The sequence below is a fragment of the Rhizobium sp. BK591 genome (genome assembly GCF_014195045.1).
Classification (GTDB): domain Bacteria; phylum Pseudomonadota; class Alphaproteobacteria; order Rhizobiales; family Rhizobiaceae; genus Rhizobium; species Rhizobium anhuiense.
Genome location: NZ_JACIAZ010000002.1, coordinates 1,145,807 through 1,159,045 on the forward strand (window position 1 = coordinate 1,145,807; position 13,239 = coordinate 1,159,045).

14 protein-coding genes are annotated in these 13,239 nt (G+C 59.3%); 9 read left to right on the top strand and 5 right to left on the bottom strand.

From position 1 onward, the window contains the following. Positions 1-18: 18 nt before the first annotated feature. The 5 genes from FHX10_RS12530 to virB11 are packed head-to-tail and all read left to right on the top strand — an operon-like array spanning position 19 to position 4,050. Complete coding sequence (locus tag FHX10_RS12530; RefSeq protein WP_097595445.1) at positions 19-303, top strand: hypothetical protein; 285 nt, start codon at positions 19-21, stop codon at positions 301-303. Position 304: 1 nt separating this feature from the next. After that, complete coding sequence (locus tag FHX10_RS12535; protein ID WP_097595557.1) at positions 305-976, top strand: virB8 family protein; 672 nt, start codon at positions 305-307, stop codon at positions 974-976. Beyond that, entirely contained in the window at positions 973-1,830 is an 858-nt protein-coding gene (gene virB9, locus FHX10_RS12540; RefSeq protein WP_097595443.1) for a P-type conjugative transfer protein VirB9, read from the top strand. Before FHX10_RS12535 ends, virB9 begins: the two co-directional genes overlap by 4 nt. 9 nt (positions 1,831-1,839) lie before the next feature. Then, positions 1,840-3,012, top strand: a complete 1,173-nt coding sequence (virB10, locus tag FHX10_RS12545; RefSeq protein WP_184389372.1) for a type IV secretion system protein VirB10 — start codon at positions 1,840-1,842, stop codon at positions 3,010-3,012. Between the two features lie 6 nt (positions 3,013-3,018). Continuing rightward, positions 3,019-4,050, top strand: a complete 1,032-nt coding sequence (virB11, locus tag FHX10_RS12550) for a P-type DNA transfer ATPase VirB11 (RefSeq protein ID WP_184389374.1) — start codon at positions 3,019-3,021, stop codon at positions 4,048-4,050. A gap of 64 nt (positions 4,051-4,114) precedes the next feature. On the opposite strand, the gene FHX10_RS12555 is transcribed toward virB11, so the two are convergent. Further along, positions 4,115-5,800 carry a bifunctional diguanylate cyclase/phosphodiesterase gene (locus FHX10_RS12555; RefSeq protein WP_246781220.1) on the bottom strand — a complete coding sequence of 562 codons (1,686 nt, stop codon included), beginning with the start codon at positions 5,798-5,800 and terminating at the stop codon, positions 4,115-4,117. Positions 5,801-6,078: 278 nt separating this feature from the next. On the opposite strand from FHX10_RS12555, the gene FHX10_RS12560 reads away from it, so the two are divergent. Together FHX10_RS12560 and FHX10_RS12565 are read left to right on the top strand one after the other, a co-directional pair. Then, complete coding sequence (locus FHX10_RS12560; RefSeq protein ID WP_183905694.1) at positions 6,079-6,534, top strand: NUDIX hydrolase; 456 nt, start codon at positions 6,079-6,081, stop codon at positions 6,532-6,534. Next, positions 6,531-7,553 (top strand): PHB depolymerase family esterase, encoded by a 1,023-nt coding sequence (locus FHX10_RS12565; RefSeq protein ID WP_184389378.1) that lies wholly within the window; start codon positions 6,531-6,533, stop codon positions 7,551-7,553. The genes FHX10_RS12560 and FHX10_RS12565 overlap by 4 nt, the downstream gene beginning before the upstream one ends. Positions 7,554-7,996: 443 nt before the next feature. Here the strand turns inward: FHX10_RS12565 and FHX10_RS12570 are convergent, their stop codons facing one another. Together FHX10_RS12570 and FHX10_RS12575 are read right to left on the bottom strand one after the other, a co-directional pair. Next, a complete protein-coding gene (locus FHX10_RS12570; RefSeq protein WP_097630254.1) occupies positions 7,997-8,212 on the bottom strand; it encodes a DUF3072 domain-containing protein in 216 nt (71 codons plus the stop codon). A 241-nt stretch (positions 8,213-8,453) separates the two neighbouring features. Then, complete coding sequence (locus FHX10_RS12575) at positions 8,454-9,365, bottom strand: LysR family transcriptional regulator (protein WP_168332972.1); 912 nt, start codon at positions 9,363-9,365, stop codon at positions 8,454-8,456. 99 nt (positions 9,366-9,464) lie between these two features. Between FHX10_RS12575 and FHX10_RS12580 the strand changes: the two genes are divergently transcribed. Beyond that, positions 9,465-10,226 carry an SDR family NAD(P)-dependent oxidoreductase gene (locus tag FHX10_RS12580; RefSeq protein WP_184389380.1) on the top strand — a complete coding sequence of 254 codons (762 nt, stop codon included), beginning with the start codon at positions 9,465-9,467 and terminating at the stop codon, positions 10,224-10,226. Positions 10,227-10,395: 169 nt separating this feature from the next. Here FHX10_RS12580 and FHX10_RS12585 read toward each other — a convergent pair whose 3' ends face one another. Both FHX10_RS12585 and FHX10_RS12590 read right to left on the bottom strand, forming a co-directional pair. After that, positions 10,396-11,304 (bottom strand): nucleotidyltransferase and HEPN domain-containing protein, encoded by a 909-nt coding sequence (locus tag FHX10_RS12585; RefSeq protein ID WP_184389382.1) that lies wholly within the window; start codon positions 11,302-11,304, stop codon positions 10,396-10,398. Positions 11,305-11,634: 330 nt separating this feature from the next. Further along, positions 11,635-12,240 (bottom strand): TetR/AcrR family transcriptional regulator, encoded by a 606-nt coding sequence (locus FHX10_RS12590; protein WP_097596194.1) that lies wholly within the window; start codon positions 12,238-12,240, stop codon positions 11,635-11,637. 60 nt (positions 12,241-12,300) lie between these two features. Between FHX10_RS12590 and FHX10_RS12595 the strand changes: the two genes are divergently transcribed. Next, on the top strand, positions 12,301-13,170 hold the full coding sequence (locus FHX10_RS12595) for a DMT family transporter (RefSeq protein WP_097630257.1): 870 nt from the start codon (positions 12,301-12,303) through the stop codon (positions 13,168-13,170). The last annotated feature ends 69 nt before the right edge of the window (positions 13,171-13,239 follow it).

The window sequence follows — 13,239 nt, forward strand, 5'->3', positions numbered from 1 at the left end:
TCAGAGGTTTGCATTTCAATGATCCGCATTATCGTCTCGCTCCTCCTTGCCTTGGAGTTCACCGGCTGCGCATCGAGGTCCCATCCTTTGCCCAAATGCGATGGCTATTCGCGCCGGCCGCTTAACCGCGCCATGTGGCAGTGGGAGGACAACAAGCCCGCCAAGCAAAGCGGCAATGACGCAGTCCCGGCGACGGCGGCCGGCCAGGTGTCTTCCTATGGAAAAGAGCCGCTGACGGAGGGGCCAGCCGACTTCGCGCATTTCGATGCCGCGGGTTCCTATCGGCCATGCGAGGAGGGGTGAGATCGTGAGTACCGACAGTCTGAAGAGCTATTTCGAAAGGGCACGCCGCTTCGATCAGGATCGGCTGGTCCAGGTGGAGCGGTCGGCGCGCATCGCCTGGTCTATCGCGATTGCCGCAAGCGTGCTTGCCGCCACCTCGATCGTCGCCGTTGCCGGGCTGACGCCTTTGAAGACGGTCGAGCCTTTCGTCGTTCGGGTCGACAATTCGACCGGCATCGTCGACGTCGTCTCGGCGCTGACGTCGACTGCCGGCAGCTACGACGAGGCGGTGACCAAGTATTTCGCCGCCAAATATGTGCGTGCGCGGGAAGCCTATGTCTGGAGCGAGGCCGAGGAGAATTTTCGCACCGTCGCTCTGCTCTCGACCCAGCCGGAGCAGACGCGTTTTGCGGCGATCTACCGAGGCGGCAATCCGGACTCTCCGCAGAATATCTATGGCCGCGGCGCGACGGCACGCGTCAACATCGTCTCGATCTCGCTGATCAACGCCAATGTCGTATCGGTGCGCTATACCAGGACCGTCACGCGTGGTGACGACGTCCGGACCACCCACTGGGTGGCGACGCTCACCTTTTCTTATGTCAACGCGCCGATGTCCTCGACCGACCGGCTGACCAATCCGCTTGGTTTTGCCGTCAGCGAATATCGCGCCGATCCGGAGGCCATCAATTGAAGCAGAGTTTCCTCATCGCCCTGACGGTGACCGCAGGACTCACCACGACCGCGCTGGCGCTCGATATCCCGCGAGGCGCATCGCAGGATAGCCGCGTCCGTTTCATCGACTACCAGCCCTATAACATCACCAAGATCGTCGGCACGTTGCGGTCTTCGGTGCAGATAGAGTTCGCCGCCGATGAGGAGATCGCCCATGTGGCACTCGGCAACAGCGTCGCGTGGGAAGTGGCGCCGGCCGGCAACATCCTGTTTTTAAAACCCCGCGAAAACCAGCCGGTGACGAACATCTCGGTCGTCACGACCAGGCGGGATGGCTCGACCCGCAGCTACCAGATGGAGCTGACGGTGCGCGATGGCAGCGTCGAGGCCGGGCAGAACACCTACTTCTATGTGAAGTATCGCTATCCCGCCGACGAGGCCGAACGCCGGAAGCTGGAGACCGCTGCCCGCGCGCAAGCAGCTCAGGCCGGAGAAGCTGACAAGGTTCTGGCTCTCCACGAGGCCTATGGGCCACGCAACTGGCGCTATTCGGCTCAAGGGACCTCGGCACTTGAACCGCAGGCCGTCTACGACAATGGCAAGGTCACGACCTTTTCCTTTGCCGGCAACCAGGAAATGCCGGCGATCTACATGGAAAATTCCGACGGCAGCGAGAGCCTCGTGCCGAAGTCCGTCGAGAACAACCTGGTGCTGGTGCACGCGATCAGCCGCAAGTTCATCCTGCGCAGGGGAGGCGACGTCCTCTGCGTCTTCAACGAGGCCTATGACCGTATCGGCATCGATCCCGATACGAATACGACCTCACCCTCTGTCGAGCGCGTCGTGAAGACGCAGGCTGTGGCAGGACAATAGGAGGACGCCATGGCCGAGGAAGACAGCACCCACATTCCCGGTGAGCGCGCCGAAACGACGACGGGCCGCGGTCTCGACAGCAATCCGACGGTGAGACGCGGTGCGGTGGCGCTCGCCATCGTCGCCTTCGTTGGCTTTGCCCTCTGGTCGATGCGCGGCCAGGATAAGCCCGTAGATGGCATCCAGCCCGAACGCGTCGTCATCCGGCAGACGTCGGATTTCGAGCCGGCGAAGGAACCGGTCCAACCGGTCGCCACGCCGCCGGAAACGCTGCTGCCAACACCCGGGATGCCCGAACAGGCGGGCGAGGACGAGAAGCTTCTCGACGCTGCCCGACGCGCGCCGGTCATCGCCTATGGTGGGAAGCAATCCTCTCCGTCTCATTCTCGAGACCAGGACGCCAGCGCCGATACCGCGTCAAATTACGTTCCGCTCGGGAGCAACTCGGGCGGTCCTGGTGCCCAGGCCGAAAACGAGGACCAGCGCTTCAATCGGCTGTTGACGCCGACCCAGCTGCAGGGCTCGCGCGCCGGCACGCTTGGGAATCGCGACTTCATCGTCGCCATGGGAACCTCCATTCCATGCGTTCTGGAGACGGCACTGTCGTCGGACCAACCCGGGTTCACGAGCTGTGTCATCAGCCGCGACGTCCTGTCGGATAACGGCCGGGTCGTGCTGATGGAGAAGGGCACGCAGGTGGTCGGCGAATATCGCGGCGGCCTTCGCCGCGGCCAGAAGCGCGTGTTTGTGCTCTGGAACCGGGCAAAGACGCCCAAGGGGGTGATCATCACCCTGGCGTCGCCGGCAACCGACGCCCTTGGGCGTGCCGGAGTCGACGGTTACGTCGATACCCATTGGTGGGAGCGTTTCGGCAGCGCGATCCTGTTGTCGATCGTCGGCGACGCCACCTCCTACGTCAACAGCCAGCTGCAGGACAGCGATGTCGATGCAGACAACACGACGAGCGCCGGCAAGCAGGCCGCGACCATCGCCGTCGAGCAGTCGATCAACATTGCGCCGACGCTATCGAAGCATCAAGGGGAGCTCGTCTCGATCTTCGTTGCGCGTGATCTCGATTTCTCGAGCGTCTATCGCCTCCGCGTGACGGAACCGCGCAACCGAGTCTACGATCGGGCGGTTCTCGGGGACTTCGCGCCAGCCTCGACCCTGGTCACGAAATAGCCCGCCATGACAGAGGGAGCCGATTCAGGCGTCGTGCGAGAGCTGTTGGCACCCCTGTCGCCCTTCCTGCGCGACAAATCCCTCTATGAGATCATCGTCAACTGGCCGACCCAGGTGGTCACCGAGGGCACGGCCGGGTGGCAGGCCCATGATCTGCCGGAGCTGTCGTTCGACAAGCTGATGCGTCTGGCGCGCGCTGTCGCAAGCTTTTCCAACCAGTCGATCGACGAAACCCGGCCCATCCTCTCGGCAACGCTGCCCGGCGACGAGCGGATCCAGATCGTCATCCCGCCCGCTACGACGAAGGGAACCGTCAGCATCACGATCAGAAAACCGTCTTCCGTGTCGCTCAGCCTCAACGATCTTGACCAGGGCGGCTTGTTCGCCGAGGTTGCGAGGCAAGAGGCGGACATCTCCTCGGCCGACCGGAGGCTTCTGGAATTCTATAGAACGGGGTCCTACCAGGCATTTCTGCGAGAGGCCGTCTACGCACGCAAGAACATCATCATCTCCGGGGCGACAGGATCCGGCAAGACGACGCTCTCGAAAGCCTTGGTTCGCCATATCCCGTCGAGCGAACGCATCATCTCGATTGAAGACACGCCGGAGCTCGTCATCCCGCAGCCGAACCACGTCCGTCTCTTCTACTCCAAGGGCGGCCAAGGGCTGGCAAAAGTCGGGGCGAAGGATCTGCTCGAATCCTGCCTGCGCATGCGGCCGGATCGCATTCTTCTGCAGGAGCTGCGCGACGGCACCGCGTTCTACTACATTCGCAATGTGAACTCAGGCCATCCGGGTTCGATCACAACGGTGCATGCCGACTCCGCCGACCTTGCATTCGAACAGCTGACTCTGCTGGTGAAGGAATCCGAAGGTGGGAGAGACCTGGAGCGAAACGACATACGCGCGATGCTGAAGATCGCGATCGACGTCATCGTCCAGTGCAAACGCCTCGAGGGTCGGTTTCGGGTGACTGAAATCTACTATCGCGCCGCCGCGGCAACTAAAATCGCTCGCGGCGATGGTCAAAACTGCTGACGCCGGGGTTTCCCGGCACGCCATAGCTGTCAAGGCGAAGCGTCGGATGCATCGCGGGACAGCATCAAATGCAGTCAGCTTTGGGCGGGGTGGATGCTGCATTCTGCTCGATGACACCGACGGCCGCGCTGAACGGCATAGGCCGACCGAAGAGGTAGCCTTGGCCATATGGGCAACCCAAGGCCAAGAGAGCCTCCTCCTGTTCGCGGGTTTCAATGCCTTCTGCGACGGTGTCCAGTCCCATGTCTCGGCTGAGCCCGATCAGTGCGCGTGTGATCGCAGCATCGTTCGGCCTGCTGCGAATCTGCTGGATGAAACCGCGATCGATCTTCAGCGTCGTCAGTGGATAGCGCTGCAAGGAACTGAGCGAAGCATATCCCGTTCCAAAGTCGTCGAAGGCGATGCCAACGCCAAGCTCCCGCAGGGCCGTCATCGCCTCCAGAGAACGATCGTCATCGGCAAGTGCGATCGTTTCGGTGACTTCGAGCTCCAGTCCCTCGGGTGCAAGGGAGTGCCTTTGAAGTGCGTTGGCCACTTTGTGGATGAGATTGGGGCCGCGGAGTTGCCCCGGGAAGAGGTTGACGCCGATCTTGATTTTGTAGCCTGACGCCTGCAGTTCGCTGGCGCGCTTTGCTGCTTCGTCAAGCGTCCACCAGCCAATATCCAGAGCCAATGCGCTCTGATCGAGAGCAGGAAGAAAGGCTCCGGGCGTCAGCAGGCCCCGGGTGGGATGATGCCAACGGATCAATGCTTCAAGCCCGATGATTTTACCGTCGGAGAGTCTGACCTGGGGCTGATAGAAGAGCTCCAGCTCACCTTGACGCATCCCGGCAAGAAGCTCATCGCGCAGTTCGCGCCGCGCCGACGTCTCGCTCCGCATGGTGGCGTCATACATCCGGATCGAGTGTCCGCCTGCGGCTTTCGCTCGATACAGGGCGTAGTCGGCACTGGCAATCAGCTCTTCGGCTTCCACCCCGTGGGCCGGTGAAAGAGCAAAGCCGATGCTGGTGCCGAGTTCCAGGACATGTCCGCCGAGTTCAAACGGCTTTGCAAATGCCTGGAGGATAGCATCGGCTTGGGCATAAACCGCACGCGGGTCGCTTACATCCTGCAACAGCACCGCAAATTCGTCGCCGCCGACACGTGCAATATGAGCGTCAGGACGCAGCGTGTATGGGAGCCTGACACCGACGGCCTGCAAAAGGCAATCGCCGACCAAATGTCCGTGCGTGTCGTTGACTTCCTTGAAGCCATCCAGGTCCAAGAGCATGATGGCGGCAGCGTTTCCCGCAGCAAGCGTATCGGCAAGCAGCGCGGAAAAGCGATGACGATTAAGCAGTCCCGTCAGGGTATCCTGGCTTGCCAGGCGCAACAGTCGCCCTTCCTTCTCCCGTCGCTCTGAAATATCGGTGATGACGGCGCCGGCACAGAAGCCGCGTTTGCCACGCCAGGTCGACAGGGTGATTTCGATCGGAAACTCCGTGCCGTCCTTCCTGACCGCCGACACCTCGACCGGCCTGCCACCGAGATTTGGCTTTTGCCCCGCCGACACTTTTTGCAGCCCTGCCATGTGGGCGCCCCGCATCCGCTCCGGGATGATGATAGTGATGGGCTTTCCGATCATCTCGCCTTTGGTGTAGCCGAACAGCGCGCAGGCGGAGGGATTGACGAACTCGATATCTCCGTGGCTGTCGATCGAGATCAGGGATAATTTCGTCGCCTCGGCAAATTTCACCACCGTGAACGGCATGCGCCGCTCCGAGCTGCTCATTGAAGACGACTTGGGTATCATGCGTGCCTCGTGCATCGTGCCGGGCCTGTTTCGAAATTATCCGGTTGGGAAATCTGCCGGCCAAGCACAATCACCATGGAATACATGCGTGAACATTGATTTAAGTCGCGTGCATGCCGCTGGCAGAAAAGCCCAGAAAGGCGCAACTCGAGAGTGCCACCAGAGGTGATCAAGCAAACTGGACTCTTGAAGGCAGCCCCGCTAGCGTGCGCGGGCTTCGAAACCGGAGGCGGACAATGCTCAACGAAAACGACCAGACGGAACTTACGAACACCCTGTCTGGTCGCGATGTCGCGCAGGCTGGTGCTCTTTGCTATCGTCGGACCGAAGGCGGTGGACTTGAAATTCTTTTTGTAGGCAGCCGACGGAACGGTCGCTGGGGCATTCCGAAAGGGCGCGTCGAGTATGGTGAAATCACCAGCGCTGCGGCGCTCAGAGAGGCCTTCGAGGAAGCCGGAGTGGTGGGCCTCGTCGACACGACCGTGTTCGGTTCCTTTTCGTATCGAAAGGACACGGGTCCCAACCACTACCATGTGTCCGTCCATCTTCTCCAGGTGTCGCGCATCGCCGACGAGTTTCCGGAGAAAAGCATCCGTAAAACACATTGGTTCCCACTGAAGGATGCCATGCGCGAGGCAGCCCGGCCGGGTCTGCGAGCGCTCCTTTGTCGGGTTGAGAACATCGACCCATGAAGCTCAGTTTCGGCAGATCGCTATTGAGGGTCCTCAGAGCCCAAAAGAAAATCAGCAAACGGATCGAGAAAGCTGTCGCAAAGACCCGACGCAAAACGAAACGTTCAACGCCCCGTCCCGCGAAACCGATTTTGGTCGAGACAACCGCGTTTGGAAGCAACCCGGGCCGCCTGGTGATGAAATCCTTCGTTCCGACGTCGCGGCTGCCGAAGAACCCTGCGCTTGTCGTCTTGCTTCACGGATGCCATCAGACTCCTGAAAGCCTGGATGCCGCGGCGGGCTTTTCCAAGCTCGCGAAAGAGCGCGGTTTCGTTCTTCTCTATCCACAGCAGAAGAGAGCAAACAATTCGCAAGATTGCTTCAACTGGTTTCGACCAAGTGCCGTCGCGCGAGACCGCGGCGAGGTCCGTTCGATCAAGCAGATGATCGAGCACCTATGCGAGCGACATCGCATCGACCGGTCGAGGATCTTCATCGCGGGGCTGTCCGCCGGCGGGGCGATGACGGGCGCACTTGTCGCGATCTATCCCTCACTGTTTGCCGGCGCCGCAATCATCGCCGGCATGCCATTCGGATCCGTCCGCGACGCGATGTCGGCCCTGCGCGCGATGAAGTCAGGCGCGACGCCGCCACCGGGCGGATGGGGACGGCCGATCGCCGAGATTTCGCCAGAAGTCAGGGCATGGCCTCCGATAACCATCTGGCAGGGCATGGAAGACCGGGTGGTCAAGCCCGCCAATGCGCTCGCTTGTGTTGCTCAGTGGCTCGAAGTTCAGGGCATTGTAGAAAGCAGCGGCCGCTTGGAGAAAAAACCATGGGGCAGCTTGCAGTCGTGGAAAGTGACCGGCGAGAGGAAAGTGGCCCTCTATTCGGTCAGCAACATGGGCCACGGGCTTCCGATCAAGAAAAGCAAGAGCGTCATAACACCACGATCCGCTGACCCTTATGTGATCCCGGCAGATATCTCGGCTCCAGCTGAGATGATGCGATTATGGGGCTTGTCGAGGTTTCGAGTGTAACCAGTTCGCGGGCATGTTCGACCGCACCAGGCAAAGTCCGGTCGCGATGGGGTCACCTACACCATCTCAGTGCGCGCAATGAAATGCCAGGCTTGTCTTCGAGCAGCTGACAGTGCAGGTGAAGGAAATACCCAGGCCCGGGGATACGAGGTTCGTGAGATGTTGAAGATCGCGATCACGTCATCGCCAATGCAAATGCGGCGGTGGCCGCTTTCGGGTAACTGGGATCCACTATCGGGCCGCGGCCGGAACCAAGATCGGCGAGGGTGCTCGCAGCGACCACCACGCTGGCCAACGGCGTAAATCCTTTGTGGACCAAAAATCACGCGGACTGGTTCGCGTTGCAGCAGCCCTTTTGCCGTTTCGCAATCGGAATACAGTGGGGCGCAAAAGTCTGCCCTCGGCGTTCGGCCTCAATCAATCGGCTACGACAAGACGGCCGCTCATTCCAGATCGAGCGACTGCTTGAGTTCGTCGATCCGCTTGGACGCTTCGGCCTTGGTCAGATCCTCGGCATAGGCTTCAGGCCGGTGCGCCTGTTCCGACAAGGTCTTCAGATAGGACCGCTGCGCGCCGGTCATCGGCTCGTCGCCACTGACCCAATCGTCGGGGTCTTTCTCTGTGTTGGATGATGTCTTGCTTTTCGGATTGTCACTCATAGCGGCCTCCTGAATTCGTTCTCTAAACGTTCCAAGTGGTGCTGCTGTTCCCGCTGTATTCGTCGCGTTGGGCATCGATGGCTCTTGTTCGGACGTAAAGGCGCCCCCGCCGAGCGAGAGGAATTCCGCTCATTGCAACAGCCGCTTGGTCAGTGCCGAAAACGGTGGTCGATCGGTTCGTCCGAGAAAGCAGCGCGCCAGTCCGATAGCCGTCGGCTGACCAGCCCGCCACGACGGGTCATTAGGAATGGGGATCTTCCCGCCATTCGGATGTCGCGCCGAATTCTGAAATGGCAAACGAGATGACGCTGCGCAGGCGCGGCGTCATGCGGCGATCGCGATGATAGATAAGCGACATCGGTCGCTCGCGGAGATGCCAGTCTGGAAAGAGTTGAACCAGCAGGCCTGCCTCGACATCTGAACGCAGCAGAATGGATGGCTGCATGATCACTCCCAGGCCCGCGCGCGCGGCCATGCGCACGGCCTGACCGCTATTGACGGTGATCGACATCCGCGGAATGACTTCGACCTTAACGTCGCCGTTCGCCAGCTTCCATGGTGACCGCGCTGCCGGGGCAAAGCCGATGGCATCATGGTTGGCCAGGTCACTTGGATGACCTGGTATGCCCCTTCGAGCAAGGTAGTCTGGTGCAGCGCAGATCATCATCTGGTAAGGGGCAAGACGGCGCGCGATCAAGCGGCTATCGGGCAACTCGCCGATACGGAAGGCAATATCGAATCCTTCGTCGACAATATCGACATTGCGATCCGTCAAGGTAATATCCAGCGTGACATCCGGGGCAAGCGCGCGGTAGCGCTGCAGTCTCGGCATCAGCATCTCTGCGCCGAACGTCGTCGGAGCCGTCATCTTCAGCTTGCCACGAGGCTCTGCTTGCAAAGCCTCGGCATCCTGATCGGCAATCGCCACGCGCTCCAGAATATCTCGGCACTGTTCGACATAGCTGGCGCCGAAATCCGTCAGGCTCTGACGGCGGGTCGTCCTGTTCAGAAGACGCGTTCCGAGGCGCTCCTCAAGTGCTGCCACATGCTGCCCAACCATTGCCGGTGACATCCCGAGCTTCCCGGATGCGGCACTCATCGAGCCCTCTTGCACGGTTGTCACGAATACCTGCATGGATCGGAAGAGGCCCATTCGATAGCTCTGCTTTTAAATAATGATATTATTTTCGCGATTATCCATTTGTATGGGTGAAATTACAACTCCTGTGACGCTGCAAACAAGGAGCACGACATGGCGCAGAACAGATTCACGGGCAAAACGGTCCTCATTACCGGGGCGGGAACGGGCATGGGGCGGGCCGCCGCCCTTCGATTGGTCGAAGAGGGTGGCCAGGTCGCTCTCATCGGACGCCGGCCCGAGCCGATCAGCCAATTGCAGTCGGAGATCGAGGCCGCCGGCGGCACAGCCATTGCGATCGCCTGCGATATCGCCGACAACGAGGCGGTTGCCGCGGCCGTCCAGACGACGATAACTCGCTTCGGCAAACTGGATGCCCTCTTCGCCAACGCCGGCGTGCTTGGCGAGTTCAAGCCATTGGCTGTCACGGAAGCGGACGAATTCGACGCGCTGATCGCCACCAATCTGCGCGGCACCTTTTTCACCATCAAGCAATGCCTGCCGTTTCTGGCCGACGGTGCGATCCTCATCAACGCCTCCTGGACGGCTGGTGGCGTGATGCCCGGCGCCGGAGCCTATGCCGGCACGAAGGGTGCCCTGCAGGCGATGATGCGCACCCTTGCGGTGGAACAAGGCCCACGGAACATCCGCGTCAACGCCATAAACCCTGGCATCATCCTGACGCCGATGGCCGATGACGTCATCGACCCTGTCTTCGCGGCTCGCCTCGCCAGTCACACGCCTCTTCGCCGTAACGGCAGATCAGAAGACGTCGCGGGCACCGTGGCGTGGTTGCTGTCGGACGATGCCAGTTTCGTCACCGGCCAGGAAATCACCGTCGACGGTGGTTTCACAATTGGCGGTATCCGGCTCTAGTCTGGTCCAACCATTCCATCAGGAACTGACGGCAAGCACCTCGCAAAGCCGGCCACCGGCCGCTTTGCGAGTTCTTCGCGTAGGTCCGGCCCGGGGAATTGAAGCCATTGTTAAAGCTTGGTGATCAAGCCTTTTGCGTCCCACCAATCATGGCCGTGTCGTCCGGTTTCTAGTCGCTGCTGTGCTTCAGCTTTTCCAGATGCTCGGAGCAAACGACCCTGACCAATTCGAGCAGCATTGTTGTTCGCTCGCCGAGCCACCTGAGCGCCTCCTCGCTGATCTCATAATGCTTTGAATAGCGCGCCTTCACATATGCTTCGTTCAATGTGTTGAACCACGCGCGTTCCTTGTGTTGATCACGCGGAAAGGCTTCGGCCAGCCGGCGGTTTTGTTCCTCGGCGAGGGAGCGCAGAAACTTGATATTGTGCGATGGTGGGCCGTAGTTGGTGAGGGTGAGCAGGACGCAGGAATAGGCTTGCTCGAGCGATTGATGGAGTTCAAAGGCGGCGACGCGAAACTCTCTCTCTCCGACATAGAACCGGAAACCCTTTAAGAATGTCTGGGAAAGCGAGAACCTGTCCTTGAAGTGCTCCCTAGCAATACGCAGTTGGTCTGCCGGGCTTAGTGGTGCGGCTTCCGCAAGCGGTTCATCGTCAAGTTCATAAAGGACGATGCCTTCCTTGCGAATGTCGGAGAAGAAATACTGTCCTTCCTTGAGGTAGGTATTCACCTCACGCCTTGAATGGACGATGAAGCTCACCGGCGTTTCGATCGAGGCCTCGTGGATTAGCCGGTCGGCGGCCTTGTACCAGTAGTCGGCGAATTCGCAGAGCTTGCGGTTGTTGACGATGATCAAGAGATCGAAATCGGAGCGATACCCTTTCATGGTGAAGGGTTCATCGACCCATCCGCCCTTGGCGTACGAGCCGAACAGGATAATCTTCAGAATCCGGCCGCGCTTCTTGAAATCGGCCGTGCCTTCCCTCAGCGCGTCCGCGAACTCCTCGTGGAGGATTTCAAGGACCCGGCCGAGTTCTCGTTGCTTGCGAAGCGGCATATGATCGAGCGACGATTTCATAAGCAATCGATAGGCGAAAGATCCAATATCGTCTACTCGCAGTTTTGAGAGGGAATCTGTGGGAACTAATCGCCTCGGAGATCACGTTCTCTCGAGGAACCGCGTTAATCGAAGACGACCGTGAATGTGGCTTCCCAAGAAGGTCCTGCACTCCAGGAACGGGGAGCACACGCTGCGTCACCGGCGCGTTGGCCACCGAAAAGGCAGATGCCCTTTCGCCTCTGAATGGGGATGTCGATCAGCTTGATTACGCGGAATCAATTTCGTTGAAATGATACCACTTTATTACCTGCCAGGATCATTGGAATCTTCCGGATTGGCTGAATGCGACTAGCGGACATTTAGCTTCGTGGGCGAAATCAAACGTTTCAGCCCGATTTCACGGAAGCGGGTGAATGCCAACACACCATCCTTGGCTTTAGCTCGAATGAGCGCCCCCTCGTAAGCGTCCACGATACTCGCTGTTAGATCATTGATGTTCTCGTCACTGTCGATATCGCCATCCTGCTGCGCAGCGGCCAGCACCCCTTGAATACTTTTCTCCCAGCGTTCGAATGAAGCGGCGAGCGCATCGAGAACGACTGCGCTCCGGCCTGCAGCGCTTTGGGCAATCATACCGTAAAGGCACCCTGCATATGGGGCGGCCGCCTTATACTCTTGTTCAAGAGCTGCGAAATAGGCATCGAGGCGGGCCAGCGGACGGAGCGACATGTCAGTGAAGAATTTCTCCCGCACCTGCCGGTACTTCTCCTCATACGCTTCGACGACCGCTACGACGAAGTCATCCTTGCTCTGAAAGAAATAATAGAAGGACCCTTTCGGGACATCGACGGCCTTCAGGATCGGGCCGATCCCCACACCGTCATAGCCATGCGCCAGCAATTGCCGCATACCTTCGGAAATGAGGCGTTCACGCGTCGCAGATTGACCATCCATAACTAGACCAATCGTCTACTAGGTTGTTTATGCACATCTCTCTCCACGGAGTGACCTCATATGAGCATAGCACGCAGTAGGCTTGTCGGCATCCATCTCGTGATTTCTTCTGCTGTTTTGTGGAGCACGGCCGGGCTTTTTGTGCGCATCGCCGACATGGATGTCTGGTCAATGGTCGCTTGGCGGTCGGCCTTCTCATTCGTCACGCTTGGCGCATTTGTATTGATCCGCCGAAGATGGACGAAGAAAGGTGTTAAAGGGACTTTCGGCATGCCTGGTGTGGTTGCATGTGTCGTTTCTACAGTAGCGGCGATCACCTATATTGCGTCTTTACAGTGGACGACCGTCGCGAATGTCATGACGGTGTACGCCACGCTTCCGTTTGTAGCGACCGGGATCGCTTTCTTATGGCTGCACGACCCCGTGACATACCGCTTCGTGATCGCTGGCTGTCTAGCTTTCCTGGGAGTAGTTATTTCGGTCGGAGCAGCTATGTCGGCAAACGACCTTCTTGGCATCCTGGCTGCTTTTATCATGACGGCTGGATGCGCCACGCAGATTGTCATTGCCAAACGGTTTCCAAGCATGGATTCGACGATGATGACGGTCTTGGCCGCGTTGGCCTGCTTTTGCATCGCCCTTCCGCTCATGCAGTATTCGATACCGACATCGACACAACTCCTCGCATGCGCTTTCTATGGGATTTTCACGACCGGCATTGGTTATGTGCTTTTGTTGCTTGGCTCTCGCCGGATTGGTTCAGGTGAAGCCGGACTATTATCCATGCTTGATGTCATCCTTGGCCCAATATGGGTCTGGATTTTCTACAGCGAGGAGATCACGCTACCAGTCCTTCTGGGCGGTGCAGTCGTTTTGACTTCTGTCTTTTGGTATCTCCTACCGAGCCGTAAGGTTGCTGCCCCCGTTTGAGCAACGGCCGCTTTGGGCAGATACCTTTGATAAAGTCGCGTCGAGATCGTGCGGCAGCTCTGGATTGCG

Excerpts from the sequence above, each read along its gene's own strand:
- virB11 (WP_184389374.1), top strand. The coding sequence starts at position 3,019 with ATGACAGAGGGAGCCGATTCAGGCGTCGTGCGAGAGCTGTTGGCACCC.
- FHX10_RS12530 (WP_097595445.1), top strand. The coding sequence starts at position 19 with ATGATCCGCATTATCGTCTCGCTCCTCCTTGCCTTGGAGTTCACCGGC.
- FHX10_RS12555 (WP_246781220.1), bottom strand. The coding sequence starts at position 5,800 with ATGCCGTTCACGGTGGTGAAATTTGCCGAGGCGACGAAATTATCCCTG.
- FHX10_RS12560 (WP_183905694.1), top strand. The coding sequence starts at position 6,079 with ATGCTCAACGAAAACGACCAGACGGAACTTACGAACACCCTGTCTGGT.
- FHX10_RS12595 (WP_097630257.1), top strand. The coding sequence starts at position 12,301 with ATGAGCATAGCACGCAGTAGGCTTGTCGGCATCCATCTCGTGATTTCT.
- FHX10_RS12585 (WP_184389382.1), bottom strand. The coding sequence starts at position 11,304 with ATGAAATCGTCGCTCGATCATATGCCGCTTCGCAAGCAACGAGAACTC.
- FHX10_RS12580 (WP_184389380.1), top strand. The coding sequence starts at position 9,465 with ATGGCGCAGAACAGATTCACGGGCAAAACGGTCCTCATTACCGGGGCG.
- FHX10_RS12590 (WP_097596194.1), bottom strand. The coding sequence starts at position 12,240 with ATGGATGGTCAATCTGCGACGCGTGAACGCCTCATTTCCGAAGGTATG.
- FHX10_RS12575 (WP_168332972.1), bottom strand. The coding sequence starts at position 9,365 with ATGGGCCTCTTCCGATCCATGCAGGTATTCGTGACAACCGTGCAAGAG.
- virB10 (WP_184389372.1), top strand. The coding sequence starts at position 1,840 with ATGGCCGAGGAAGACAGCACCCACATTCCCGGTGAGCGCGCCGAAACG.
- FHX10_RS12565 (WP_184389378.1), top strand. The coding sequence starts at position 6,531 with ATGAAGCTCAGTTTCGGCAGATCGCTATTGAGGGTCCTCAGAGCCCAA.
- FHX10_RS12570 (WP_097630254.1), bottom strand. The coding sequence starts at position 8,212 with ATGAGTGACAATCCGAAAAGCAAGACATCATCCAACACAGAGAAAGAC.